22 protein-coding genes are annotated in these 25,421 nt (G+C 60.2%); 1 reads left to right on the top strand and 21 read right to left on the bottom strand.

Annotation, left to right across the window (positions count from 1 at the left end):
- Positions 1-176 precede the first annotated feature (176 nt).
- From HNQ71_RS26710 to HNQ71_RS26660, 11 genes are all read right to left on the bottom strand, one after another.
- On the bottom strand, positions 177-1,355 hold the full coding sequence (locus tag HNQ71_RS26710; protein WP_184876022.1) for an NAD(P)/FAD-dependent oxidoreductase: 1,179 nt from the start codon (positions 1,353-1,355) through the stop codon (positions 177-179).
- A complete protein-coding gene (locus HNQ71_RS26705) occupies positions 1,334-1,957 on the bottom strand; it encodes a methyltransferase domain-containing protein (protein WP_246462149.1) in 624 nt (207 codons plus the stop codon). Before HNQ71_RS26705 ends, HNQ71_RS26710 begins: the two co-directional genes overlap by 22 nt.
- 115 nt (positions 1,958-2,072) lie before the next feature.
- Entirely contained in the window at positions 2,073-3,155 is a 1,083-nt protein-coding gene (locus tag HNQ71_RS26700; protein ID WP_184876018.1) for a type III polyketide synthase, read from the bottom strand.
- Positions 3,156-3,472: 317 nt separating this feature from the next.
- Positions 3,473-5,317: a mechanosensitive ion channel domain-containing protein gene (locus tag HNQ71_RS26695; protein WP_343068255.1), complete on the bottom strand. Its 1,845-nt coding sequence runs from the start codon at positions 5,315-5,317 to the stop codon at positions 3,473-3,475.
- Positions 5,318-5,691: 374 nt separating this feature from the next.
- Positions 5,692-7,008 (bottom strand): hypothetical protein, encoded by a 1,317-nt coding sequence (locus tag HNQ71_RS26690; RefSeq protein WP_184876015.1) that lies wholly within the window; start codon positions 7,006-7,008, stop codon positions 5,692-5,694.
- A gap of 119 nt (positions 7,009-7,127) precedes the next feature.
- Positions 7,128-8,138: an Lnb N-terminal periplasmic domain-containing protein gene (locus HNQ71_RS26685; protein WP_184876013.1), complete on the bottom strand. Its 1,011-nt coding sequence runs from the start codon at positions 8,136-8,138 to the stop codon at positions 7,128-7,130.
- Between the two features lie 153 nt (positions 8,139-8,291).
- Positions 8,292-9,602 (bottom strand): alpha/beta hydrolase, encoded by a 1,311-nt coding sequence (locus HNQ71_RS26680; protein ID WP_425492271.1) that lies wholly within the window; start codon positions 9,600-9,602, stop codon positions 8,292-8,294.
- Positions 9,603-9,659: 57 nt separating this feature from the next.
- Positions 9,660-10,616 (bottom strand): DUF2950 domain-containing protein, encoded by a 957-nt coding sequence (locus HNQ71_RS26675; protein WP_184876009.1) that lies wholly within the window; start codon positions 10,614-10,616, stop codon positions 9,660-9,662.
- Between the two features lie 26 nt (positions 10,617-10,642).
- Entirely contained in the window at positions 10,643-12,013 is a 1,371-nt protein-coding gene (locus tag HNQ71_RS26670; protein ID WP_184876007.1) for a DUF3300 domain-containing protein, read from the bottom strand.
- Positions 12,014-12,228: 215 nt separating this feature from the next.
- A complete protein-coding gene (locus HNQ71_RS26665; protein ID WP_184876005.1) occupies positions 12,229-13,263 on the bottom strand; it encodes a DUF2955 domain-containing protein in 1,035 nt (344 codons plus the stop codon).
- Positions 13,253-14,377 (bottom strand): HlyD family secretion protein, encoded by a 1,125-nt coding sequence (locus HNQ71_RS26660; protein WP_246462148.1) that lies wholly within the window; start codon positions 14,375-14,377, stop codon positions 13,253-13,255. The genes HNQ71_RS26665 and HNQ71_RS26660 overlap by 11 nt, the downstream gene beginning before the upstream one ends.
- 451 nt (positions 14,378-14,828) lie before the next feature.
- Here HNQ71_RS26660 and HNQ71_RS26655 point away from each other — a divergent pair, with 451 nt between their 5' ends.
- Positions 14,829-15,476 (top strand): MarC family protein, encoded by a 648-nt coding sequence (locus HNQ71_RS26655; RefSeq protein WP_184876003.1) that lies wholly within the window; start codon positions 14,829-14,831, stop codon positions 15,474-15,476.
- Between the two features lie 98 nt (positions 15,477-15,574).
- Here HNQ71_RS26655 and HNQ71_RS26650 read toward each other — a convergent pair whose 3' ends face one another.
- From HNQ71_RS26650 to HNQ71_RS26605, 10 genes are all read right to left on the bottom strand, one after another.
- A complete protein-coding gene (locus tag HNQ71_RS26650) occupies positions 15,575-16,519 on the bottom strand; it encodes a formylglycine-generating enzyme family protein (RefSeq protein WP_184876001.1) in 945 nt (314 codons plus the stop codon).
- A gap of 6 nt (positions 16,520-16,525) precedes the next feature.
- Positions 16,526-18,031, bottom strand: a complete 1,506-nt coding sequence (locus HNQ71_RS26645; protein WP_184875999.1) for an arylsulfatase B — start codon at positions 18,029-18,031, stop codon at positions 16,526-16,528.
- 324 nt (positions 18,032-18,355) lie between these two features.
- Complete coding sequence (locus HNQ71_RS26640) at positions 18,356-18,574, bottom strand: hypothetical protein (protein ID WP_343068254.1); 219 nt, start codon at positions 18,572-18,574, stop codon at positions 18,356-18,358.
- A 133-nt stretch (positions 18,575-18,707) separates the two neighbouring features.
- Positions 18,708-19,367, bottom strand: coding sequence for a L,D-transpeptidase (locus HNQ71_RS26635; protein WP_184875996.1), 660 nt, complete (start codon positions 19,365-19,367; stop codon positions 18,708-18,710).
- 68 nt (positions 19,368-19,435) lie between these two features.
- Positions 19,436-20,404 carry an ABC transporter substrate-binding protein gene (locus HNQ71_RS26630; protein ID WP_184875994.1) on the bottom strand — a complete coding sequence of 323 codons (969 nt, stop codon included), beginning with the start codon at positions 20,402-20,404 and terminating at the stop codon, positions 19,436-19,438.
- A gap of 300 nt (positions 20,405-20,704) precedes the next feature.
- On the bottom strand, positions 20,705-21,145 hold the full coding sequence (locus HNQ71_RS26625; protein ID WP_184875992.1) for a hypothetical protein: 441 nt from the start codon (positions 21,143-21,145) through the stop codon (positions 20,705-20,707).
- A gap of 168 nt (positions 21,146-21,313) precedes the next feature.
- Complete coding sequence (locus HNQ71_RS26620; RefSeq protein WP_184875990.1) at positions 21,314-21,790, bottom strand: hypothetical protein; 477 nt, start codon at positions 21,788-21,790, stop codon at positions 21,314-21,316.
- A 178-nt stretch (positions 21,791-21,968) separates the two neighbouring features.
- On the bottom strand, positions 21,969-22,574 hold the full coding sequence (locus tag HNQ71_RS26615; RefSeq protein ID WP_246462147.1) for a hypothetical protein: 606 nt from the start codon (positions 22,572-22,574) through the stop codon (positions 21,969-21,971).
- A gap of 128 nt (positions 22,575-22,702) precedes the next feature.
- Positions 22,703-24,637, bottom strand: a complete 1,935-nt coding sequence (locus HNQ71_RS26610) for a DUF3604 domain-containing protein (RefSeq protein ID WP_184875988.1) — start codon at positions 24,635-24,637, stop codon at positions 22,703-22,705.
- Complete coding sequence (locus tag HNQ71_RS26605; protein ID WP_184875986.1) at positions 24,634-25,419, bottom strand: hypothetical protein; 786 nt, start codon at positions 25,417-25,419, stop codon at positions 24,634-24,636. The genes HNQ71_RS26610 and HNQ71_RS26605 overlap by 4 nt, the downstream gene beginning before the upstream one ends.
- Positions 25,420-25,421 lie beyond the last annotated feature (2 nt).

Raw genomic sequence — 25,421 nt, 5'->3', positions numbered from 1 at the left:
TCCTCAGGCAACCATGTTTTCGACTTCGCACGCTGCCGAACCCGGCAGTTGCATGACGGAGCGAACGTTGTCAGGTTCCTCCACTTCGCAACCGTCTTCTGATCGATGCCGCAACGCTTGGCGACAGGGACTGAAGGCCGATCCAAAGCATGCTTTTGTTGGCCTGAGTGGAGCGATCACCGTAGAACTGGCAGCGCTTTCGTCTTGCCTGACAATCTGGCTCCGATCGCCAGGCTTTCGGGAAACCAACTGACGAAAGCCCTCATCGCCGCAGCGGATTGAGGGAGGACTGCAATGCGTGCCAACACAGCGGCGGTGCGAATGCGGGTTGCGAATTGTCTGTTCCAGGCCTTTGAGTAGCGACTGCCGGCGGCAACGCGCGCCTCGCGATCCCATCGGTCGAACCTGGCCAATTCGGTGGCCAACAGCCAGCCGGACTGCAAGGCCATGGAGATGCCTTCGGCGATGATGGGATGGGACTCGCCGGCAATGTTGCCGACCCGAAATATGTCGTCGGCAAAACGCGGACGAATGCCAGGCCGTATAGGCCCGGCGGCGAGCCATTCGCCATCGAGCGCTGCGCTCCCTATCGCGGAACCTGCACCAGGACAGGATGCCACGATGTGCGCGTGAACGGCTTGGCCTGCCGACAAGGCACCACTTTGCTCACGCAACCTGGCCAATACATCGCGGCGTATGCAGCAGGACAGCGACATCCTGTCCTGATCCGTCCACACCATGCCGCCATAGCCGCCCGGAAATACCAGGAGAGGCATGAGGTCTCGGGCGAGCGAAGCTCCTTTGAAATGCGCCTTGAAGCCAAACAGATCATGAGGCGCACTGCTTTTTGGGAGGTTGGTTGGAAGCTTTCCCTGCTCCCAAGAGCCATGCGCGGCTATCACGACTGGCGCAACGAGAACCCTCTCATCGTCTTTGCCGCTGATCCGGACCGTGGCGTTCTCCCCATCGCTGATGATCTTCACCGCGCGGCAAGGCTGAAAAACATCGGCGCCGGCATTGCGGGCGGCGTCCAAAAGGATGCCATCCAGAACGTCGCGACCAAGTGCACGCCCAAAAGCGTCTCCCGCCGCCCGGGGCATGCCCGCGTCAATGCCAGGGCCTGACGCAAACAATGCAACTCGCCTGACTTCCGGGCCTGCCTTGGCGCGAATGGCGGCGCCCGCCCCCAAACGGTCCAACAGCTCCAGATTGACTGCCGACATGAACTCGCCGCAGACTTTTCGGCGCGGGAATTCGCTTCGTTCGATGATGGCGACCGCGCGCCCCTGGCCGCACAAAGCCAAGGCCATGGACGAGCCACTTGGCCCGGCACCTATGACAATGGCGTCGTACATCGCGGGAGCGCTTCCTTGGGGATGACGCTGAAAGCGTGGGTAAACGGGCCAATCCTGCGTTCTACACACTGCTGGCTGGAATCCGATGGCCACAGGCTGGAAAGTTCATTGCCCGCGAACCCCGCGCGGACGCTCGCTGCTGCATCGTGCATGGTCACCTCGTTTGCGCCAATGACGCGTAGGAGCGAGCACATTCTCAAGGCACTGGCGTTTCGGCTTGGCTCGGTGGCGAGGAACACCGGTGCCAGCGAACGAAGCGCCGCAAACAGAACCTTCAAGTCCGCGTCGGAAAAATGGTGGAGGAACAGATTGGCCGAGACAACGTCGTACGCGCCGGCGCCGGGCTTTGCGATCCAGTCAAAGACGTCATCGGTGACGGTTTCAACTCGCCATCCCAGTGCGGCGAAGTCGGCGCGCCGTTTGTCTGAGATGAGGTTGACCTGGTCAAGCAAGACCAGATCGACGTCGGTCCAGCTCCTGGCGAAACGTCTTGCAACCGAGAGCATGAATGCCCCGTCGCCGGAGCCAAGTTCCAGAATCCTGGTAGGCGTTTTGCGGACGTTCGCCTTCAAGAGACCAGACATGATCGCGCTCTGAAACATCAGCGCGTTTATCCAAACGAGGTCGCGCCGGGAGCCGATTGCCCTCGGATCGTCGGCGGGCAGGATATCGAGCAGTTCCGGCTCGATCCGACGGCGGTCGAGATCTTTGGTCAACTCAGGCATTGCCGGCCGTATGGAACATCATCGTCTCAGCCGTCAGGCCGGGTCCGAATGCCATGGCACAACCCACCCGGTCTTCCGTGAACTCGCGCAGCATTCGCTCAAGCACGAACATGACCGTGGCTGAAGACATGTTTCCGTTTTCGCGAAGGACCTCGCGCGACATCGACAAAGCACCGGGATGGAGATCCAGCGCGCGCTCCACAGCATCGAGTATCGAGCGCCCGCCTGGGTGGACAGCCCAAAGATCAACGCTTCCGACGCTGCTGGCTCCCAGAATGCGGCCGATACCTGTGGCGAGCACACCCTGAATTGCGCCAGGGACTTGTCCCGACAAAACCATGTCGAAACCGTCGTCGCGAATGCCCCAGGTCATCAGGTCGCGGCTGTCGGCGGCGACGATCGCGTGAAAACTATCCAGGCCGATCCCGAATGGGCGGGCAGTCACAGACGCGGCCGCGCAACCGTCACCCCAGAGGCAGAAGGACAGCAGTTTTTCGAGATCGCTGGTCTCCCGGAGGTGGAGCGTACAGAGTTCAATACAGACGATTACAACGTGAGCATCGGGTTCGGACCGGATGATGTGCCGTGCCAGCTTGAGGGCGTTGATTGCCGCGTAGCATCCCATGAAGCCGATGATCGTACGCTCGACGGTGGTCGGCAAATTGCATCGAGCAATTATCTCCAGATCGATACCGGGGGCGGAGAAACCGGTGCACGTTGTCACGATCAAATGCGTGACGCTCGTCCGGTCCTTATCCTGGAGGAGCCGCTCCACGGCTTGCTGGGCGAGAACCGGCGCAGCGGCCGCAAACATCTCCATGCGTGTCGCCGTTCCTGGAAATGCACCCCGCTTGAACACGCCCGCCATGTCCACACTCGGCCCTTCAGGATCTTCGGCAGGCGCAAAGCACGAATAACGATGCTCGATCCCGCCCTTGTCTGCCATGCGATTGAAAATCGCGCGGCGACGGGGGTTTGCCGTCAACTGAGAGCCAGCAAACTGCAGGAAGAACCTGTGAACGCTGTGGTCGGGGACGGCCGTCGCGATTCGGTTGATGAAAGCTTGAGCGCACATTTTTTTCCTTGGCTTGCCGCCGCAAGCCTGTGGTCACCGAGGAAAGCGCCATGTGTTGGAGGCTCGCAGCGGATCTGCGCCTTCGACGGCAATGGCAAACTCTATTGTGGTAAACGCTCAGAACCCACAAATGCTTCCCTTGGACCCTGCTGTTCTCCAAATTTCAGACCCATGCTGTTGGATCGCAACCGAAACCTCGCTGGACAACGAATGTTTTGCGCGGTTTGCCCACAAGCACCATGAAGCCCGGCAAACCGATCTCGGGAGGTTTGCCAGTCACGCCTACAGCGCGGTAAGGCCTTTCCGCTTGTCCAAGATCAGGCCGCTCCAGGATTGGATGTCAGTGGCTTTGGGACGGCCTGAATGCCGTTTTCCTGAAATGCCTGGTGCACGGCGATCAAAGCGGCGCGGCGGATCATGAAGTGTCTGCCCGCTTTCGCCTTGAATTTGGCCCGGATGACCAGCGTGCCGTCCTCGACCTCGCCAATTCCCTGGCTCTTGAACGGCTCGAGCATGTCTCCGGCAAGTTCCGGGTTGGCCGACATATCCTGGCCGATCTTCTTGAAAATCTTGCGGACTTTTTCGACATCGGTGTTGAATGCAACGCGAAAGGTCAGTTTCTCGATCATCCAGTCGCGGCTGAAATTCTGGATCTTGCCGATCTCGCCATAGGGAATTGTCGCCAAGGCACCGCGCTGATGGCGCAGGGAAACCGACCGGACCGAGATTTTTTCTACGGTCCCCTTGGCGCCTGACGTTTCGATGTATTCGCCGAAGCGGAATGCATCATCGATCAGGAAAAACAACCCGGAGACCAGGTCCTTCACCAGCGTCTGCGAGCCGAAACCGATGGCCAGCCCGAACACGCTCAAGCCGGCGATCAGCGGCCAGACATTGACCCCGATCGACACCAGGACCGAGAGCAGCGCCAAGGCCAGAATGCTCGATTTGCCGACCGCGCTGATCAGCGGCACCAGCGTGCCAAGCCGTGAACGCGGCGCACCCAGCGCCTCCTCGTCACCACCTACGGCAGGCAACTCCGCGCGCAAGGCGCGAGCCGTCGCGGTGCCGACCACGTTCCACAGAAACGCCGCCACCAACGTGATCAGCGCCACACCGGATGCGCCCTTGGCGACCTCTCGCAGATCTACGCCGAACCCGGCAGCCAGCGGTGTCGCCCATAGCGTTCCCAGCATGGCAATCATTATAGCCACAACGGTGAAGCGGGCGGTCTGTCGCCCTGCCGCTGCCAAGATCGAGATGTCAGGAGACTCCAATCCGCGCTGCGCCCAGTTCCCGATCATTGCGTCGAGATGCGGCGCGGCGAGAAATATCAACCCGGTCAGCAGAACGGCCGACCCACGCAGCGATGCCCCCAGGGTCAGCGCGGCCTGAGTGCTGAGAAAGGTGATTATCAGGAACGCGATCACGATTGCCGGCCACATTTTGGCGAGACGGGTGCGCCAGCGGCTTCTGGGGCGCGGACCGGCGACGGCGGCTGCCATTGTGCGTCTGTGCCGCCATACCGCCCATGCAAACAGAACGTAGATCGGAATTGCCAAGCTTGTTCGCAGCAGATCCCCCAAGGCCGGCCCGACGCTCCAGAGCCGCAACGTTGCAATCAGCGCTGTGCCGATGATCGCCAGGCCAATGGCAAGCGAGAGATCGCGCACGAGCGCCGCCAGATGGGCGGAGTGCTCCACGAACTCGGTTCGCCGCGATGCCATCAACAGTGATCTGACGGCGGCGAGGATGATGAAGCCGAGCACGGTCACCACCGTCCAAAGGTGAAGGGTTTGCAAAGGCACGCCAGAACCGGCCAGCAGCCGCGCAGCAATGAAACCGATCACCAGCGCCACCACAATAGCCGCCACGCCCGCGAAGAATCTGCGCCATGCACTGCTTGTGGAACTCGCCTTCGCCAACCGCCGGGCGAGCAGGATGAACACGCCGGCGACGAGCGCAACAACCAACACAATCTCGAACAGGAGCCCAAGGAGAGACGTTCCCTCGGCTGCAAGCGAGGCCCGCAGGTTTTCAAGCTCGGCGGGGACGTCGCCCAAGGCGGCAAACCGCGCTAACAGTCCGGAGACGAAACGATCGGCGAGCTGTTCGAAGCCCGAAATCAACGAAGTGACGTCCGGTTCCGCTGTAGTGTCCACGATTTCCCCCTCTTCAGCGCCGCGGAAGCCAGTTCTGGCGGTCGCGGCCGTGTCTCGCTATCCAGCGCTCGACCGTCGCACAATTCAAGCTTCTTTTCTGCCCTGACCTTTTGCCCCGCGCGGGGTTCCGAGCGCACTGAACCTGCCGGCCCAGAGCGCAACGACCGCGCCGATGTCGTCGGTCGGATTGGCGATGTCTATCAGGCGTTTTCAGTGGCTTTCTTCTGGCTCGATTTTTAGAAAACCAACATCTCATTCAGCTCTCTATTTGACGCCTCACCGTAAGCAGGTACGCAAACGACAATGGCCATTCGACGGTGGTGTTTCATCGTAGCGGAGCGGGAGTGTTGAGAAGTTTGCGCGACATACCATCGCTAGCCGGGAGGCATCGCCGCGAGGAAGCCACTGGCCAGCAGATATTCATAAAGATGCCGTAGCGGCGGTGCGGGACGCAACTGATCGGCAGTTATCCATTGCCCGCTGCCGTCAACCTCCCATCCGCGTCCCAGGTCGGTGTTGAGCAGGTGAAGCAACTCCTCGCGAGGGCAGGGATAGGCCAGCACGCGCACGTCGGAGCCGAAAAGCCGCGCGATACCCTCGAGCAGGCGGCCTTCCAGGTGCTGGTATCTCACATCGTCGAAAATCCGTATCAACGCAGGCAGCGGCACGGCAAAACGCAACGGAGCCTGCGTATATCGACGCACGAATGCGGTCGTGCGGTACAACTGGCGATGCTGCGTCATCATCGCTGCACCCTTGCCCAATGCAGGAGGCGGCGCGTTGGAATCGACGACCGTCAGGCGCACATCGATGACATCCTTGACCTCAGGATTGCCAGCGACCTCGCGGCGAAGCGTTTCCAGACACGCCGCAATCGCCTCCGGTGAAAGGTCGTCGCGCGGGTCGCTCGCCAACGGCACGATGACCACAGCCTTCTTGTACAGAAATTCGTTGGCAGCGACCGCCCCACCATCACCGTCCAGCGTCACCGCCTCGGCCCGGCCGTCGCGTGCCAAGGCCGTATGCAGTTCGCGCATGTCATAACCCGCGAACGCGCGGCCTCGCATCACGATCTGATCAATTTCGAGGCGATCATTTGCAAGGTTGTCGAACATCCTCGCAGGCAAATCTCCGGGCGCTGCTCGCTCATTCAGCAGCGCATGCAGCAGGTTCACACCCAGAATGCCCACCGCCTCCTGCTGAAGCAGGTTGGCATTGTCGCGAAGGTTTGCGTGCAGCAGAATGTCGCTCGCCTCAGCCCGCGGTTGATCCTGAAAGCGGACGCCGATCCAGCCGTGGCAATCGTTGGTGCCGGCAAAGTTGCGGGCCGCGATGGTATCGGCGAAAGCGAACAAGCGCGTGTCTTTGCCGCGGGCCTCACCGACTTGTTGCACGAGCGACTTCCATTCACGATCGAGCATCGCCTTAAGCCGCTGCCCGGACACGTAGCGCGTTCCTGAGCCGTAAAGGTCGTCGCTCACTTCCTTGTCGTAGGCTGAGATGGTCTTGGCCACCGTGCCCGACGCGGCGCCAACGCGCAGAAACCATCGCGCCACTTCCTGACCCGCGCCGATCTCGGCGAACGAGCCGAAACTCGTCGCATCGAGATTGACCTCCAGCGCCTTCTGATACGTGTTTACAACGTTATCATCGGATCGATCGGTCGCATCGGTGGTAGCAGAATGATGCATGAGGCCTCTTCTCTTGCAGGAAGTAGCAACACTGCCCTCGACGCTAGTGCAATTTGATCCGTCCGGCCAGTTGCTCGCTCTCCGCCAATCGGCACACCCACCTGCGAGCCCCTTCCAGATCAATTGCCAAGGCCTGGAGACGGCACGCCAACCCGGATCAATCTCGAAAAATCCGGCGAAAGGCCCGACTTCCGCGCACGGTCGTCTATGTGGGCCAACTCCCGCAAGGTCGACAATGGCAAGCGGGTGTCGAGCGCACCGCGGTCGTACGCATAATCAGGAAGATAGCCGTTAACAATGAGCCGCCAGTCGAATGGAACTGCGTCGCCTACTGCTCGCATCATTTTGACGATCGTCGTCGTGCAGTTCGTCGTGATGGAATTGTAGAATGCAGGCTTCGTGGAAAGCGCGTTTGCGTCCGAGACGTATTCCAGCAGAAGCGCCCGGGCCGCGTCAGGCGATGCTTTCAGGCGATAGATCTGGACATCCTCTCCGCGAACATTCGACCTGACGCCGACGACATCTCGCTCATCGGCCGCAACAACAACCAAGGGATTGCTCTTGAACAGATCCGCTATGGGCGAAAACTCGCCACCGACACGGCGCCGCACCTCAATGGACCAAGCAAGATAGTCACCGCTGGAGAAGCCAAAGCTCATGATGACGTGGCCCATCTTCGGTCCAGCCCAATAGGACATGAAGAGGTCGGCGGTCTGAACCGTGGAAAGGTCGTAGGTTCGGGTTGTCCAATGTTCGGTGAAATCGGTGTCGCTGCGCCATTCGAAGTCACGCACGTCTTTCAGGGTCAACAGGTTTCCATCGCGGGTGCCGGTTACCTGACGGGCCACATCAGGAGCCCAGTCGGCGTCGCTCAAAGGCTTGATGGTGCTCCACCAGACCAGAACCACAGCAAATGCGGCGAGAAAAAAGACAAACGCCCGGATGCGAAAACGGCTGAAGAGCGCGATGATAGTGCCGAGGCCGAACAAGATGAAAAGGGCGCAGGCCGCAGCCCGACCAAGCTCCCCCACGGGCAGGCGATACCACATGGCAAATCCGGCCCAGGCAGTCAAAAGTGCAACGGCTAGTGACAGGATGATGGCGAGCGATATCCGAGCGATGCGATGCATTCATTTCCCTTCCAGCCAGACGGGACCAGCAGAAGCGCCGCTTCAGGTGGGGGCTCGCTCTCTGCCCTCTGAATGCCATTCTCACGGAATGTGAGAGCAACTTCGAGATGAGGCATCAATAAGCTTCGCTGCCGCCTTGACCTCGTTGAATCGCTATTTCTTGCACCCTTTTGTGGATGCCGTGGGCAGGTTGCAATTCTTGCTGCCAGCATTCGTTTTCTTACCGCCTTGCGAGCCGGTCAAGTTCTCGACCTCATTGCCGTAGTTTTCCCTGGTGTTCTGATCGACCATCGCCACGGGTGCCGCCATCACCAATCCTGCAGCACTGCCAGCCGCAGCCGCAGCGCCGGTCGTCGCTTGCACGATCGTGTCCCCAAGGCCGACCCTGCTGTCGGTAAGGGTCTGGCCGTCAGCCATCCGCGCTCCAATCAACTGGACGATCTGCGGAGACGAGGCGAACTTGCCGTGGTTCAAACTGTCTCCGGATTTGACCTTCGTCAGGTCGATGACGGTTACATTGTTGCTCGAAAGTTCTTCCTTGTATGGAGCCTCTTCCGGATTGATGGAGCCGAGCCGGGGGATGTTGCCCCAGACCCGTCGCGAAAATGCGAGCGCCCGGTCATCCTGCGAGACAAAGAGGGTGAACTGGGGGTGCTGTTTGCCCATGTCGGCAATCTGCGTGCGAAACACGTCGACATCGACGTCAGGCGCGGCCAGCATGACGTTCTTGAACTTCGCCGGCAGCCCGCCATTGCGGATCGCCATCTGGCGCAAGGATTCCAACGCTAGCCAGTTGCCCATCGAATGGGCGAGGATCGAAACTTCTTTTACTTCAGGATCGTGAGCCAGATATTGGAACAGCGTCTCGAGCGCATCTCGCGTGTAGTTGGTGCTTTCGCGATCGTAGCCATAGGCCAGCGTACTGCCTCGGGAAGGCCATGTGACCAGGATCGGAGCGCTGTCGGTGCCTGTATCGTGAGCGATCTGCGCAAAGCGATAAAGGGAGTCTTCGAAGCGGTTGTTGAAGCCATGGACGAATACCAGCACGCTGTGGTCCGGGCTCTTCCTGACGGTGGCGTGTAGCCATTCCTTCGCGCCATCCCGTGTTAGTTCTTCGGCTTTCACCACCGCGAAATCGGTTGCCGGGTTTGACGGCAGCTTCTTGGGCCAGGCGACCTCACCGACCTTGCGGACCGATGCTGGTGGGATAGACACCGTAATGTCCGCAAATGAAGGATCCGTCCCGCGTTCGCCCGTATACATCTCGGCCGGATTGGTGGAGCGAGCGCGGGTCGTCGTCACCAGCATCTCCACCTTGCTGGATGCCGGTGATGTATCGGCTACGGGCAACAGGACATTCGTCGGGCGGGACGCGCAACCGAAAAGCAGGCCGGCAAATGCAAATGCCAGCAACGCATTGGGGATACGCTCGAATTTGTACTCGTCTGCAAAACTGGCTTCCAAAACGTCCCCCTCACGTGTGCAACGCACTGGCGGTAACATCACCGTTTCCGAACCAGGCTAGTCACCTGTCAGCTGCCATTTGTTATCGGGATTGAATTGCTTAATCGCGCCGGCCACAGCCTCCGTTTTCGGGCCTAGATCGGCCTCGTAGACAATACCTTGCTGATTGACCACAAAGGTTTTGACGCCCGTTTCGGCATATTTCACAGGCCAGGCCACAAGCGCGAAACCTGCAATCATGTTGCCGTTGATAATATAGTTGTAGGGGCCACCGGCGATATTCCCGCCTTGGCCGGTCAGGATGCGGAAGCGATAACCAAAATAGCCATTGCCTTTCTTCGCCTTGTCGAGAGCCGCCTGGTTGATGAAATCGCCTGCCGGACTAACGCCATTGGTCTCGTCGGACGGCCAATATAGTCCGTCGGCCCGGCCCTCGCTGCTGATCAGCTTCTGGGCGTATTCGAACACGCCATCACCGTCGCGGTCTTCTGCAGCGTAGTCACGCTGAGCTTCCACATAGGCGCGAACCGTTTCGATCGCAGTGATCTCATTTTCGCCGACGCGCCGGTTGATGATCTCTTCGATGCCAGCATAGGTATCGAAAGCCCATTTGCCGTCCTTACCCTTGGTGATGGGGAATGGCAGCGTCCATAGTTTGTCGCCGATGTCGAGTTCCCTGCGGTCGCCAAGATCACGGACAATCAGTGTCTTGGCAGCGCCTTGCCGGATCTGAGTGTAGGTATCCATCACGCCTTCGCTTGTCCGCAGCTTCGCGGCATCCAGCCCAAGCAATGCCGCCAGTCCGTCAAAATCGTCCTTCGCGAGAACCGATTTAAACGCATCCACCGCCGCCGAGGGATCATCGAAGTGCGGCGGATCTTTCTTGGCCACGTAGTCCGAGAGACTGTGCACCTCCTGCGCGCCGGCAAAATTTGCGGAACCCGCGCCAATGCTCAAGATCATTGCGGCACCGAGCAGCGAACGTAGAACAAGACTCCGGACGGACGTTTTCATGGTCGGTTCTCCTCTCGCCAAATTTATTAACGCCTGCGCCCGCCACCGCCGCGCCCGCCACCGCCCTGCCTGCCACCGCCGTGCCTGATCATTTTGTTGCCGCCGCCGCCGCTGCGAATTCCGCCTCCCATGCTCCTCGCACCGCGGTTGGAGGCAATCTGCTGACGTTTTCCGGAGCTGACGTTGCCAAGACCCGAAGGGTTCCTCGGCCTGTTGTCCACTCTCGCTGCGGGCCTGGGCTTGCCGACCGCACGATTGATATTCCCCGACGCCTTGGCCGCAGAACGGTCATTCTTTCGTGCCGCGGAAATCGGGTTGTTGTTGGTCGGCTTTTTGACATCCGGCCTCGACGCCGGGGGCCGGTTTTTCAAACCCTCTCTAATTTCGCGTTGGCGGACGTCCTTCACCTTGCCGGACTTTCCGGCAAGCGTACTCGCTCGGTCCCTTTTCAGATCGGACGCCTTGTTGCGCATATTGTTGCGATCGTCGGACTTGACCCGGTTGCTGATCTTCGTTTTGTCGATGTTGGCGAATTGGTTCTTGTCGAAATTTAATTGCGAACGGTCGACGTTTTTCCAGTCGACGTCGTTGAAATTGACCTTGCCGTTTATGTTGTTGAAGCAATTGTTGCAGTCGATATTGATATCGTTGCCGTTCCAGCGGCCTCCCGACACGCCCCAGTTATTCCAATCCACTGCCGCTGCCCAGACGGCGCCAGTCACGAAGGCCGCGAAATAAGGCGCGGTGGGATAGTAATAACTTGGGTAGGGGTCTGGATAATAGGAGATCGGAGCGACCGGATAGTCGGTGGCATAGAGCATTTGTGGCTCGTACCGTGGAACATAGATCGTGTCTGCGCTCGCGGACCGGATGACGACATTGTCGTTCTCCTTGACAACCTTGACCTTGTCATCGGACTTGATCACGCCTTTGGCGACAGCCGTGTCGCGCAACTGCTGTATGGCGACCAGAACGTCTTTTTGCTGATACGTCAGTGCGTCGCCAAGCGCCTGGGTCCACTCCAGATCGTCGCTCATCATTTTGACGATGGCGGGATAGTTGAGCAGTGAAATGACGCTGCCGTCCCAGCTTTCCTTCGGTTTCGGGCCTGGCTTCTTGGCGACCTGATCCAAAAACCGGCTCGCCTCGACGATCTGCAATGGATAAAGCGACGCTTCGGAGATCACCGCGACGAGTTCGTCGGGATAGAGCGCTATTCGCGCTACCAGGACTTCGAGTTCATCCTCGTCGAGCGGTTCGGGCGCCTGGGTAGCCGCTGCGCCAGCTGTAGCAGCGGCTTGATCCTGAGCAATCGCGAAAGAGGCCGGACCCGAGCAAATCAAGACCGTCAGTATGGCCACAGCGCCAACAGGCCAACGCGGAAACTTGATCTCCATTGTCGTCCCTCCAAGGTATGTGAACCTGGTTGTCAGCGATGTTCTGTCGCCGAGTCTGGGCGAGTGCTCTTGCCTTGGCGTTACGTTGGCGCATTACCTGCAGATGCGGAAGGTAAGTAACTGTATGCTACGTGCAGACTGGGAAACCCGGCCAGCGGATCAGTCGAGGTCGAGGCTATCCTCCGGATCGAATGTCCGCGCCGGTCACGAGCACTTTACGATAGCACGGTGTCTTCAGCGCTGCGCCTCGGTCCTGGCCAAAGCAACGCCGCCATGAAGATCGTATAGGCGATGGCGACGAGTATGTAGTTGACCCGCGTGGCAAAGGATTCCGCTGCCGATCCCGGTAGCGGCGATACGCCTGTTCCAAACAGGATGAGGAAGATTGTCAGCGCACCCGCATAGAGCTTGGCGGCAGGGTCGCTCAGCGCGGCGCGGCCGCCGAACACCAGGCCGGCGAGCAGCACCAGGACAAACAGCGTGGGGGTGGTGGGATGAACCTGCAGCAATGCGAACGCAAAGGATGCAACCAAGCCTCCGAGGAGATTGACCATGACGAGGCCGAACGCTGCCCTTGCGCTTGCGATGACGTCGAGCTGTGACAACAGCGATGCGACAGTGATTGGAATGACGATCGCCGTGGCGAGGCCGTCCCGCGTCAGGCAAGCGAGCACGGCGATCAGCAGAATGGCGGCATTGGCTGCGGCGTAGCGAGCGGCGCGAGGGTTTGCAGCAGGAGCCGGGGCTTGAACATCGGCGCTGCCTCGGTCGGGTATGACCGCGTGGGCAAGCCACATCAGGACCGCTCCGCTGACCACGCCCTGCACAAGGATCGACAGGATGGAATCACCGAGATCGCGGTTGAGCACGGTCAGCAGCGGCACCATCACGGCGACCACCAGGACAAGAAAGATCGCCCCGCCACCCTTGCCGTTCGCCTGCAGGTAGAAACAGATGAAATAGACGAGGCCGAGCAGCAGCAACAGGACCGGCGGCCGGTCGCCTGTCAGGACCGCGACGGCCTGCAGAAGCGCGCCGGCGACAACAATGAGGATCACCATTCCCAGGGCCTGTTTCAGCTGCAGCGGGCGGGAACTGGAGATCAGGAACTGCGCCGCGAACAATGGTCCCAGAAAGGGGATGATGGCCCCCGACAGAACCGACCATGTGAAGCCGACGGCTACAGCCAGCGCGATGCGCAGACCCTTGCGCCTGGCATTGGCTTGAGCAAGGTTGCCGTCAGCTGACATAGGTCAGGACCGACAGGATGCGCATCCAGATGCGGCCGATCGTGTTGGTCACCGGATGGTCACCGGTATAGATCACCACGTTCGCCTGCGATCCGTAGCGCACGCCCTTGGGCCTGCCCTCGTCGAGGATCAGGCGGACGGGAAAGCTCTGTGGCGTTCTGACCCATCCGCTTTCGGTGGAGATTTTGGGGAGGCCGGTCTTGGGATCGACGCTTCCCTGAGCCACGCCCATCCCGACGCTCTCGACCGTGGCACCGAAAACTTGGCCGGGCAAGAGGTCGAACAACACGTCGGCGCGGTTGCCTGCGGCGACGTTCTCAAGGCTGTTTTCCTTGAACGCCGCGGTGATCCAAACCGTGCCGACATCGATGAAGGTCATTGCGCTCTGGCCGGCGCCGACAACGCCTCCGATGGAAAGCTGGAGGTTGGTGACGACGCCCTCCGCCGGCGCCAGGACCGTAGTGCGCAAAAGGTCAAGCTGCGCGCGTTGAAGTGCCGCGAGCGCCTCCTTCAACTGCGGATTGTCGGCGCCTGATGGGCCAAGTTCTTCTTGTGCCTTCTTCAGGTCCGCTTCAGCGGCGACGACCGAGGCATTTGCTTGGTCCACCGCCGCCTTCGCCTCGTCGTACTTCGCCTTGGCATAGACGCCGCGCTTGACGAGCTCCATGGCCCGGCTGGCCTGTTCCTGGACGTGGTCGCGAACTGCCTGCGCTTCCACAAGGCGTGCCTGGACGGCATCGACGGAGGCTGTCGAAGCGCCGATCGACTGGCCTACCCGGGCAAGCTTTGCTTCCGCCTCAGCGACGGCCAGCTCGTATTGCTGCGGATCGATGCGAAACAACATCTGACCAGGCGTCACTGCACTGTTGTCGACCACACCAACTTCGATGACCCGCCCGGTGACCTCCGGCGCGATGCCCACGACATAGGCGCTGACCGTCGCCTGCGATGAAGAAGGTGTACGCCTCTCCATGAAGATCGCTATCACGAACAACAGACAGGCCAGTAGAAGCACGGCCAGCGCGACACGGCGCAGCGGGTTTCCCTTCCTGGCTTGCTTATCCGGGCCTTCAACGGTGTTAGCTTGAGAAATCCCCGTTGCATCGGACGCCATGGCATCTTCTCCCTGTCAGACCAAGCGGGCATCGCGCCGCCGATCGATGCTTGCCTCCCAGAGTCTTCAACCCAGGCAAACCGGCATGCGGAACCCGGCGCGCAGGTACGAGTAGAAATGACCTACCGACGGCTCGGTTTTCATTGTGCAGGCGCCCCTCAGCGCGCCCACACTATACACAGTCTTTTGACGGTTCCAGCCAACTTGGGTGTTATTTACGTGGTAGCAACGGCCAGATCTTCGCGACGGCAATCCCCAGGATCAGAGCGGGTTGCACGGAAGAGCGAGCGCTAGCGTTGCGGATTATAGAGCCGACTGAACAAGTCGTATTCCAACGTGGTTTGTCGGACGGGCCATTTGTCCTGGCGGCGGCAAACCCTTCCCCGATTTGCTAGACAATCCGTTTCGGACAGGCGACAGTCATTCAAGTCAGCGCTGAGGGGAACTTCCGATGGATTTCACGGTCATTGATGTCACTCTCGTGACAAAACTTCTGCTACTGCTGCTGGTTGGCATGGGACCGAAGATCGCACTGGTGCCTTTTCTGGAAAAGACCCAAAAGTTCGACGCCGAAACCAAGGTCAAGATAGGCCGTCAGATGGTCTTGACGGCTCTCGTTACGGCTTTGATCCTTTTTGCCACTGGCGCTCTGCTGATGAGGCTGCTGCATATCACCGGCGGTGCGGTGGCGATCGCCGGCGCCATCATCCTGGCGCTCCTCGCGATCAAGATGGCATCTGGACCGACAGAAAAGCACGAAGAGGATCTGGGTCTGCCGGTGGACCCGGAAAAAATTGCCGTTTTTCCCCTTGCTGTCCCCTATCTGCTGAATCCCGTCGGCATCACGGTCATCATCATTGCCTCCGGCGAAGTCGTCTCGGTTGCAAGTGCAGCGCTCGTCGCCGGGCTTATCCTGCTCGTCGCCGCATTCGACTATCTGGTGTTCACCAATATCGACGCGGTGGCCAAGCGAATGAAGCCGGCTAGTCTTATCGTTTCGGAGGTCGTGTTCGGCATTCTCCTGACAGCGGTAGCGGTCCAACTGGCTGTTAGCGGACTTGTCAATCTCGGGATCATCACCGCGAACGTCGCACATTGATTACGTGCTCGCGCCATCAGATGTCCAACGCTGGTACACCATCATCCTGCTGCTGCGGAAAAGGGAGCACCTACAGCCAGTTAACAGCAAAACTGCCGTCACATTGAGTGCTTGATGCAACGGAAACCGAGGTGGCAAGTGGACGTGTCGATCGCTTGCGCCATGCGCGCGGCCGGCCGGTAACGGCGGCAGTAGTTGGGAGCGCACAGGAAAGACCCGCCCTTGGTGACCTTGCGCGGAATCTTGATGTCTGGCGTTGCCGGATCGTAGCTCGCCTCGCGTTCGCCGCCGCGGGGGTTGGCCATGGTGCAACAAGGGCTCTCGATCTGGCCGTGTTGCTGGTACCAGTCGACGGTCCACTGCCAGACGTTGCCGGCCATATCGTAGAGCCCGTAGCCGTTTGCCGGAAATGAGCCAACGGGAGCGGTCCATTCGTAGCCGTCGTCGCAGTTGTTGCGGTACGGGAACTCGCCCTGCCAAGTGTTGGCCATGTGGCTGCCGCCTGGTATGAGCTCGTCGCCCCACACGAATTCAGCACGGGGCAGCCCGCCGCGAGCGGCAAACTCCCATTCGGCCTCGGTCGGCAGCGCCTTTCCCGCCCAGTCCGCGTAGGCTTGCGCGTCCTCGTACGCGATATGGACGACAGGATGGGTTTCGAGACCCTTGAGGCTACTGGCCGGCCCGCGCGGATGTCGCCAATTTGTGCCGCGCACATAAGCCCACCAATTGTAGTGATTGCTGCGATCGATGCCGCGCGGAGGCTTGACGAACAAGGCTGAAGCCGGCGCCAATGAATCGACACTGGCTCCGGGATAGTCCGCGGCATTTGCCGGACGCTCAGCCAGCGTGACGTAGCCACTAACCTCCACAAAGTGCCTGAATTCACCATTGGTGACGGTCGTGCGATCCATCCAGAAGCCGCCGACGACAACGCGGTGCGCCGGCGCCTCTTCCGGATAGTGATGGTCCGAACCCATTAGGAATTCGCCCCCGGGGATCCACACCATGTCCTCGCGCGCCGGTGCCTCGGATGGCCTGCCCATCCGCCGTCAATCCCCCAAGCTGAGCAGCGTCGACGGATCGGCCGTCACCGGCGGCGCGAAGAAGGTCAGCCGCACTGCTTCCATAAGCAGTTGCGGCGGTGCCATCTCGCCAGCCAGTTCGACGATACGCCCTTGCAACTCCTTCATCCTGTCCGGGTTCGCCGCCGCGAGATCGTGAGTTTCGGATTTGTCGTCGGCGAGGTTGAAAAGCTCCGCCTTCGGCGGCAGTGAGGCCTTCCACACAAGCTTCCAGTCGCCTTTGCGAACGGCGCCGGCCAGAGGATCGACGTTGTAGACCACCTCGGCGCGGGGAGACGGCTTTCCCTCGCTCAGGGCGTTCCAGACATTCATGCCGTCCAGTGGCTTGTTCTTCTCCAGCTTGGCTTCGGCGACTGCGGCAAGCGTGGGATACATGTCCGTAACGTGGACCATGCCATCGACCACGCCCGGCTTGATCTTGCCCGGCCAATTGGCGAAGGCGGCGACCCTGGTGCCGCCCTCGTAGAGTGTGCCCTTGCCGTCACGATAAGGTCCGTTGTCGGCGGGCAGCGCGCCCCCGACTTTCGAGTCGCCGGCAAACAGCGAGTCTTTCACGCCACCATTGTCGCTGTGGAAGACGACGATGGTGTTGTCGCGCATGCCCTTCTTTTCGAGCGCCGCAACCACCTTGCCAACGCCGTCGTCCATCACCGAGATCATCGCTGCATATTTGCGTCGGTTCTCGTCCGCGATACCCTTGAGCCGGTCGAGATACTCCTGCGGCGCCTGGAAGGGCGTGTGCGGCGCGGTGAAGGCCAGGTAGAGGAATAGCGGGCTCTTGCCCTCGTGGCGCTCGACAACCCGCACGGCCTCGTTGCCGAACAGCGTGTTGTCGAAGCCGGTTTCGCTGAGCGGCTTGTTGTTGCGATACCAGTCCTTCACGCCATGGGAGGAATGCTTGAAATGGTCGATCTCTCCGACCAGAGCGCCGTAGAAATAGTCGAACCCGCGCTGCCGCGGCCAGAACTCTGGCTTGGCATGGCCGAGATGCCATTTGCCGACCATGGCCGTCTTGTAGCCGGCGTCTTTCAGAACCTGCGGCAAGAGGTACTCGTCGACCGGGAGCCCGTAGGTGCCCGCTGCCGGAATGACGCCCGTCTGCAGGCCATAGCGCAATGGATAGCGGCCGGTCATTAGTGCCGCGCGCGTCGGCGTGCACATAGGCAGGGCGTAGAACTGGTCGAAGCGGGCGCCGCCCTCGGCGAGCTTGTCGAGGTTCGGCGTCTTGATATCGGAACCGTTGAAGCCGGCATCCCCCCAGCCCATGTCGTCAGCGACGACGTAGACGATATTGGGGAGCGCCGGCTGGGCGGCCGCAGGCTGAACCCCGGCAAGGCCGGCGAGCACGCCCGAAAGGCCAACCGGTGTAGCCAGTCGCGACGCCGCAACCGCCGTGCCGGCCATCAATGCGTCCCGCCGCGTGATTTTGTTGCTGATGCCGGCTTCAGCCGGGAAATCTCGATCGTTGCTCATGTTTTGCCCCTGCCTGCTAAACCAGATCATGCGTTCAAAACCCGGCATAGTCCGACCAGCCGTGCGTCGGCATTGATCTCGCGCAATTTGATTATAAGCTACATCTAATATAATTGTGCAGCTATCCATTTGGCGCAAGGAGATCGTGACGGGGTCACGCGAAAGCGCCGGCGCGGGGGACCACGCCGCACATTTGAATGCGGATCATCGAGCGCCTTGGCGTGGCCGGAAAGCTGGCGCCGCGACATTCGCCTCCCGATCATCGAAGGGAAAACGGTGGCCCGCACGCTACGAACCCAAACGTTCGAATTCGCCCAGAGCCAATCAAACGGGCTCAACAGATTTCACGTTGCCTTCGGTGTCCACGAGGCAGCTTGTCTTCTTGCCGCCGGCATCGAGCTCGACCTGATAAGTTTTGGAATCGATCTTGCTCGAGGAAACCGGAAGTATCTTGGCGCTGTTGACGCCGCTCGACTTGGCGACCGCGCTGGCGCAAAGAAGCTGCAGATCCGCCGGAGCCGTCTCGACCTGCGTCCTCGACATTTGCTCCGGAGCAGGCGGCGGCGTGCTGACGCAAGCGCTCAAGGTCTGCGCCATGAGTCCAAGTGCCACGACCAGGATGGAACTTCTCACTGCACATTTTGCCGACATTGCTTGTCCCTTTCCGAATGCCGCTTCACACGCCCTTGTAAAGGGCCGCCCCCTGCATGAGGACGATGACCTTGGCTCCGACCTTGACGCGGGATGCGAAGTCGGTGATGTCGTCGTTCCTCATCCGGATACACCCTGACGACACGTCGAGCCCGATCGTCCAGGGTTCTGGCGTACCATGTATCCGGTAGATCGTGTCCTGATCGCCCGCGTAGAGATAAAGCGCTCTGGCCCCGAGCGGATTGTCGGGCCCCCCCGGCATGCCCGCCGCATATTTGACCGCGTTTGGATCACGAGCGACCATTTCGGCCGGGGGCGTCCAGGTCGGCCATTCCGCCATGCGGCCGACGCGCACGATACCGGCCCATCCAAAGCCTTCCCGGCCGACGCCGATGCCGTAGCGCATGGCCTGCTGACCGGGCTGCACCAGATAGAGAAAATGCTTGTTGCCATCGATGATGATCGTACCGGGCACCTCAGCGGTGCGGAACTTGACCATCTGTGGGCGAAATGCCTCGGGCACTTCCTTGTGGGCGGCGTAGTATTTTCGCGCTTTCTTCTTGTCGTAATCGACCCACTTATGTGTCTGCGGATCGAACACCTGTGTCTGAGCGGCATACGCCAATGTCGCGCCGATCGTGGTCATGACAAGCGCTGCGACAAGAACGAGGCAGCGGCCAGCCATTCTGCGATCATTGCTTTTCGAAGTGACGGACCGGTTTGCGAGCGGAAAGGTCATGGTCGTCCCTGCCTCTACTTCGACCAGGCGCTAAGCCGGTCCTCATGCTTTGCAACCCAGGCCTGCGCGTACTTGGCGGGATCTTGCCGATCGACCTGCAATGCGTAGCTCATCTCGGTGACCTCGTCTGGGGTGAAGTCGACATGGGAGAGGAAGGCCGCCACTTTCGGCAGGCGCTTGGCCATCGACGAGGCAAATCCGATGTAGAAATGGGATGCGTCCCACGCCACCGGCGCCTCAGATTTCGTAAGCCAGTCCGGATCGTCGCTCGGCATCACGATGTGCCACTTGGCCGGATCGTATTTCGGCTCGGTCAATTGGATGATGTCATGGAGCTTGAACATATGGTGCGGACTGTAGCAGTAGAATGCCATCGGTTGCCCCGTTGCCGCCGCCGCATCGACTGCCGCCATTGCCATGTCTTCCGGCATTTGAAGCAGCGTCATCGTTTTTTCGTAACCGTAGCTCTTGGCGCGGATCTTCTCGATGCTCGTCGACGACCAGCCTAGCGCGCCAATCCACATTTCGCCCTTGCCATCGCCGTCGGTGTCGAACACGGCCGCTTTTTTCGGATCGGCCAGATCTGAAATGTCCTTGACGCCATATTTGTCAGCCGTCTCGCGCGTCACGCAGATGCCCTGCGTAGCCGAGACACCCTTGGGGCTGAGGTCCACGGTCTTGCGCCCGTCGACGTATTTCTTGACGAGTGAATCGAGATTGGGAAGCCAGACTTCCGGATAGACGTCGACCTCCCCGGTATCCATTCCGGCGAATGCGGTCATGGAGCCCATCTCGCGCACGTCGGCGTCCAGATTGAGTTGTTCCTTCAATCCGTACTTGATGATATTGGCCGCGGCCTGGCCCGAGGGCCAGTTCGGCATCGCAATGAGGAGGTCGGCCGCAAGGGACCGGCCATGCACCGCCAGCACCATCAGTGCCGCCAGCGACACTTTCAGCAGATGTCGCCGAAACCGACTGTCCATTGTCTCCCTCCCCGTGGGCCTGAGATGAACCGCAGCGGCAACGAGAGGACTCCCGATCCGCCACGCAACCGGCACACCACCGATAAACCGCTTTTGCCTGCCAGCCGGCGTTCCATCCCGTTTATCGGTTCGTGTTGTCCCGAGACTACCGGATGGAGTCGGCAGCGGAACGTAAGTTACGTGGAGGGCGGGGTAACTTTTTTGACTACGAGGCCGTTCAAACGGCGCGCAGCGGCGGTCTAATATTGAACTGTGTCGATCACATAGAAACCGCCAAAGGGCGGCACCCTGCACCGATCGCTAGTAACAATTACCGGAATCGGCTTCCCTGGGCGAACACCCCCGATAGTATCTGTCTGAGTGATACCCATCGCCATAGTATCGGTCGTGGTAATATGGATCGCCGTAATACGGATCGACGTAATACGGATCGCCGTAGTACGGATCCCCGTAATAATCGCCGCCTCGGTAATACCCGCCGTAGTAGCCGTTGCTGTTGGCGATCACGCTGCCAAGCAGCGCTCCGGCGACAAATGCGCCACCCGGGGCCCAGAAGTCGTTGTGCCAAGTGTGGTGGCGATAGCCGCGATAGCCCCTGTACCAGCCATCCCGAACCCGGATGACATCTAGCTGCGCGCCTTGTGCTTTGGGTACGAATATTGGGGCGGCGTCAACTGGAACAGTGCTCGCAAGTGCAAAAGTTGCGACCATGGCGGTCGCTATGCCTGACAGGAACCTCATGATCACGTCCTCGCTGGTGGCAATATCTACCGTATGCGAAACGTCGTCATTGACTGCGTGAAACGCAGTCGATCGAAGATTGTTCCGAGACATGCAAACGTTTTGACGGGCAGACAAGGCCCGCCGACCCACCGGCACCCTTGTAACGGACTGGTTTGGCAGCTTGAACTATCTGGTACGGCCGGGTGCCGAGGAATGGTCTTCTCGTGCCCTGCCCAACCGTTCAATTTCGAGCGAATAGCAAAACAAACTGAACAGAACCAGTAAGACATCCAACAGCTTGACCGCTCCCTGAATGAATGACGGGAATCGATCGAGTTCCGGTACGTGGCGGAAAAAGAAAACCGAAAACAAAGCGCCTCCGAAGAAGAAGCTGACCCGGCTGGCAAACAGGAACAGGTGCCTGACCAAGGCATTGCGAAACGGTGCGGGGATCGCAACCCAGCGGAACCTGACCCAGTAGCAGGTCTGTAGAACGAGGGCACCACAGACCACCGCGGACTGCTCATAGTGGCTGATATCCTGTGGTTCTCCCAATTGCGTGATCACTTGCCGGAAAATTGGGAAAATCGTCAAAAACAGGAACATCGCCGCAGCCGTCTCAACGACCATCAATGAGACGTATCGGATGTTATTGCTGGTCATGCCGGACTATCCTCGACGCAGCGGCGGCGCCTTTGGTCGCACAGCCACAGACCATGGCGTTCCCGGTAGAAAATGCAACTTCAACGGATCGTCTCTGGCCGGCTTGCCGTCGACCAGATTGCCGCTGTGTTTGATGGCCCGCCGGCAGCGATGGGTGGGAATATTGCCTGGCGGGCGGTCAGTGCTTGAGGCACTTGCGGCCCACTGCCATTGCTTTGAAAGTCCCCTTCAGGTCGACGACAAAGGCCCCCTTGGTTTCCGGAAATACGGTCATCTTGTATTTCTTCGCCACGTCGCGCTTGAACTTCGGGTCGTCGGTCAAGATGTAGCCGCCAGCATACCCGCCCTTGAGTTCGCCGCTCGTGCTAGTGGCCACACCCTTGTAGAGATGGCCGTCCAGCGAGACGAAGATGTCCGAGTTGGTCCCGTTCTGAAGGCCGATATCCACCTTCGTGAACACGCCAAGATACCCGACCTCCTGATTTGCGGTGACGCCCATTTGCACCGCACTTGGTCCATCCTGGCGCACGATCAAGCAATCTCCGCGCGTTTGATTTGCATAGATCGTCCAGCCCTCGACGTCTTCCCCGTATCGGACAAGGACATCGCTGGCCTTGGGAAGCGGATTTTGTGTTTGTGCGTAGGCTGCCGTCGCACACGAAAGTGCTACTGACGTTGCCGCGATGAGTGTCGTGAAGTTTCGCATGGTATTGCCTTCCCTTTGTTTGCCGTTTCTTGCCCATGAGTGTTCGTTTTTGTGGATCGTCGCTGCCGTGCCCGTCATGGGGCGTTGCTCGGAGGTCATATCACCAGTTCGACCTCCCCCCGGCCGCCACCTCTTGTCGACCACGGGTCGCGTCGTAGCGGCGCAGCGTCGGCTTCCAGTTGTGCCTCCACTTGCGCCGAGGCTGGCTAGCCGGCTGGCGTGTACCAGATCGGCGACGTGTAGGCTCGTTCCTGCGTCGTCATGGTCACATCCGGCGACATCTTGATGCCAAAATATTTCGCGTCATAGGCGGGCCAGCGCGGCGTCGGAATCTCAATGACGCGGCCATAGTAGAAAGCCCGCTGGGACGGATCGAAATCGGGGTCCTTCCATACGGCGCTAAGCTCTGGCGCTCCGATCGTGTTGGTCCATGTGGCATTGGCTACGTCGACCGTGTTGCCGACCGGCGGCAGCTTGCCGTCGGTGCCCGGCTTGCGGTCGCCGGACCAGGCAACATCGTAGACCTGTTCATGCACCTCGCCGGCGGCGTCCAGCCAACCTTTGACGATCTGGTAGCGGTCGAGATTGGCGCCGATCGGATCCTTCAATGCCGCAACCAGGAAGGTCGGCACCTTGCCCGCGGGCGCCTGCTTGAGGTCGCCGCCCATCGGCACCCCCTTGGTGTAACCGGCGATAGCCGGGCTGCGGGTATTGGCGTCGGCTTCGACGAAATCGAAACCGCCGAAGAACCGAACTGCCATCCGCGGCCCGGTCGTGGCATACGTCTCGCGCCGTTTCATGGCGTCGAAGATCGATGCGCGTGTGTTCTCCTGCGCCCACACTGCGGCATAGCCCGATGCAGTCGTCTCCCAGCCCAGGATCTTTAGGCCGAGCTTGGGGTTTGCCATGAACGGGTGTGACCAGCGTTCCGGGCTCGGCTCGCCGGTCGATATCTTGCCGAAAAAGTTGTCGTCGTCGGCAGTGGAGAGGCCCGTGTGCGAATCCGTGCTGCCGACCAGGCCGAACTTGTAGGGATTGACCCCCAGCTTGGCTTCCAGCTTCAGCCCGTTCTTGAGCGCCGAGCGCGTATACTCGAACTCCAGCATGTCCGGTGTCTTCTTGACGCTGAGGTCAAGATTGCCCTTGTCCCATTTCTCGAAATTGGCGAATTCGTCATTGGGAGAAAGAAAGGGGTGGCTCTCACCGTCGCCCTTCATCTGGGTGGTCTCATAAAGCACCTCCCAGTTGGCGCGCTGCTCGGCGTATTCGCGATCGATCTCCTTACCGGTGACCGGCTCGATGATCGGGAACATCTCGCCATTGCTCAGATTGCCATTGTGGGCGATGGCAAGCACATCGCCGCCGGTCTTGTCCTCATAGTTCCGCAGCCATTTCCACAGGTCGCGCGGGTTGTTGCTGCCGACGGGCGGCTGCGTCGTGTACGGCTCGATGAGACCGGCCTTTTCGGCACCATCGCGGAAAATGACATTGCGGTGGAGATTGTTGCCCTTGGACAGCGACGTCCATTCAAAGCCGATGAAAGCGGTGAAGCGCCCCGGATCGTTGGCTTCCTCGGCTGCCGAGATGATGCTCTGCCACACCGACCGATAGGCGGGATTGCCCGGCTGGTAGATGATCTCGGGCGGAAATTTGCCTTGCGAAAAGGTCATAACGATTGACCACGCCGCTTCCCCGGCGTGCCCCGACTGTATCATGTCATACCACTCGCGGGCCTGTGCGTTCTGCAGGATCTCCGGCTTTCCGGCCATGAAGTCGGTGAACCATCCCATATTGTCGGAGTGATCCGCGACGACCAGGAAGTCGAGCGGACGCGACAGCCTGGCCGGCTGTCCAGTCGAGGAAATGACCTCCTCGCCCTTCGCAAATTTGTAGGCCTCGCGCGGTCCGAGCCTGGCACCGGCCGCCCCGGCGTCGAAGGACAGGGCCGTGTGCAAATGCGTGTCGCCAAACAGCGGCCGCGTCGGGAAATCGCGACCGGCATAAGGCGAGTAGGGTCGAGCCTTGATAGCTTGCCCCGCTTCCTCGACGGTATAGGTGCCGGCATCCTGTGCCCACGCCACGGCGCTTGCGCAGACGGCAAGTAACACGAGACTTGTGATTGCCAACGGTTTCCGGATCATTGTCTCTCTCCCTCATGGAATGAAATCTCGGTATGGTCGGGTGTGCATCCGAGTTCGGCGGGCGTGATGCCAACCGGATGCGATTGCTTTGAAGCGAAATCGGGTGAGCCGGCCCCCGCGCCTACCAGCGAGAAGACCGCTTTCTGTGATATTTCGACGGCACTGTCGTTTGCGCCGACATGCGAATAGCTGAGCAGGAATTGGGCGATCTGCGGCGCCGGCCCATAGAGCCGCACCACGCCGCGCTCGACAGCCTGGCCGAAGGTCAACCGCCGCGCCGCGACTTCGGCTATCACGGCTTCGCCGGCGACAATGACCAGATCTCCGGGCTGCGCCCCCGAGACATGGACCGTTGTGCGCAGGCCATCAGGACCCTGATCGAAGCGCGTCCACAGCATCGGCTCAACGACGACCAGAGAAACCGAAGCCTGGAAGGGCCCCGGCGATGCCACCCGGAGCATGTCGCCGAATTGCTCCAGCGCCGCCGCTGTCAGCTTAAATCTGTGTCCGAACAGATCTGGTCCGGTCTGATCGAAGTTCGCCAGCGGCAGCCGTCCCGCCGCCACCTCCCTCGATATCGCGCCGACGACGTAGAGTGAATCGGGATAGAGCCAATTCAGGAAGCCCTGCGAAACCGTTTGCGGACTATCATAGCCGCAAGTGCGTCCTTCGGAGACCGAAGCAGCAGCCATCAACGACGCGGCGAGCGCCACCGCGGCAGCGCGTGCAAGTCTCCGGCCCCTCAGGCAAGGTCGGCGCGGCAGTCTTGCGGCGGTTCCCATTT

It is taken from the genome of Mesorhizobium sangaii (assembly GCF_014207355.1).
GTDB lineage: Bacteria > Pseudomonadota > Alphaproteobacteria > Rhizobiales > Rhizobiaceae > Mesorhizobium > Mesorhizobium sangaii.
This window is presented reverse-complemented; position numbering and strand designations above follow the sequence as displayed.

Excerpts from the sequence above, each read along its gene's own strand:
- HNQ71_RS26625 (WP_184875992.1), bottom strand. The coding sequence starts at position 21,145 with ATGAGGTTCCTGTCAGGCATAGCGACCGCCATGGTCGCAACTTTTGCA.
- HNQ71_RS26685 (WP_184876013.1), bottom strand. The coding sequence starts at position 8,138 with ATGCATCGCATCGCTCGGATATCGCTCGCCATCATCCTGTCACTAGCC.
- HNQ71_RS26650 (WP_184876001.1), bottom strand. The coding sequence starts at position 16,519 with ATGGGCAGGCCATCCGAGGCACCGGCGCGCGAGGACATGGTGTGGATC.
- HNQ71_RS26635 (WP_184875996.1), bottom strand. The coding sequence starts at position 19,367 with ATGGCTGGCCGCTGCCTCGTTCTTGTCGCAGCGCTTGTCATGACCACG.
- HNQ71_RS26655 (WP_184876003.1), top strand. The coding sequence starts at position 14,829 with ATGGATTTCACGGTCATTGATGTCACTCTCGTGACAAAACTTCTGCTA.
- HNQ71_RS26675 (WP_184876009.1), bottom strand. The coding sequence starts at position 10,616 with ATGAAAACGTCCGTCCGGAGTCTTGTTCTACGTTCGCTGCTCGGTGCC.
- HNQ71_RS26610 (WP_184875988.1), bottom strand. The coding sequence starts at position 24,637 with ATGATCCGGAAACCGTTGGCAATCACAAGTCTCGTGTTACTTGCCGTC.
- HNQ71_RS26660 (WP_246462148.1), bottom strand. The coding sequence starts at position 14,377 with ATGGCGTCCGATGCAACGGGGATTTCTCAAGCTAACACCGTTGAAGGC.
- HNQ71_RS26670 (WP_184876007.1), bottom strand. The coding sequence starts at position 12,013 with ATGGAGATCAAGTTTCCGCGTTGGCCTGTTGGCGCTGTGGCCATACTG.
- HNQ71_RS26705 (WP_246462149.1), bottom strand. The coding sequence starts at position 1,957 with ATGTTTCAGAGCGCGATCATGTCTGGTCTCTTGAAGGCGAACGTCCGC.
- HNQ71_RS26645 (WP_184875999.1), bottom strand. The coding sequence starts at position 18,031 with ATGAGCAACGATCGAGATTTCCCGGCTGAAGCCGGCATCAGCAACAAA.
- HNQ71_RS26700 (WP_184876018.1), bottom strand. The coding sequence starts at position 3,155 with ATGTGCGCTCAAGCTTTCATCAACCGAATCGCGACGGCCGTCCCCGAC.
- HNQ71_RS26640 (WP_343068254.1), bottom strand. The coding sequence starts at position 18,574 with ATGTCGAGGACGCAGGTCGAGACGGCTCCGGCGGATCTGCAGCTTCTT.
- HNQ71_RS26605 (WP_184875986.1), bottom strand. The coding sequence starts at position 25,419 with ATGGGAACCGCCGCAAGACTGCCGCGCCGACCTTGCCTGAGGGGCCGG.
- HNQ71_RS26710 (WP_184876022.1), bottom strand. The coding sequence starts at position 1,355 with ATGTACGACGCCATTGTCATAGGTGCCGGGCCAAGTGGCTCGTCCATG.
- HNQ71_RS26630 (WP_184875994.1), bottom strand. The coding sequence starts at position 20,404 with ATGGACAGTCGGTTTCGGCGACATCTGCTGAAAGTGTCGCTGGCGGCA.
- HNQ71_RS26615 (WP_246462147.1), bottom strand. The coding sequence starts at position 22,574 with ATGACGGGCACGGCAGCGACGATCCACAAAAACGAACACTCATGGGCA.
- HNQ71_RS26690 (WP_184876015.1), bottom strand. The coding sequence starts at position 7,008 with ATGCATCATTCTGCTACCACCGATGCGACCGATCGATCCGATGATAAC.
- HNQ71_RS26620 (WP_184875990.1), bottom strand. The coding sequence starts at position 21,790 with ATGACCAGCAATAACATCCGATACGTCTCATTGATGGTCGTTGAGACG.
- HNQ71_RS26665 (WP_184876005.1), bottom strand. The coding sequence starts at position 13,263 with ATGTCAGCTGACGGCAACCTTGCTCAAGCCAATGCCAGGCGCAAGGGT.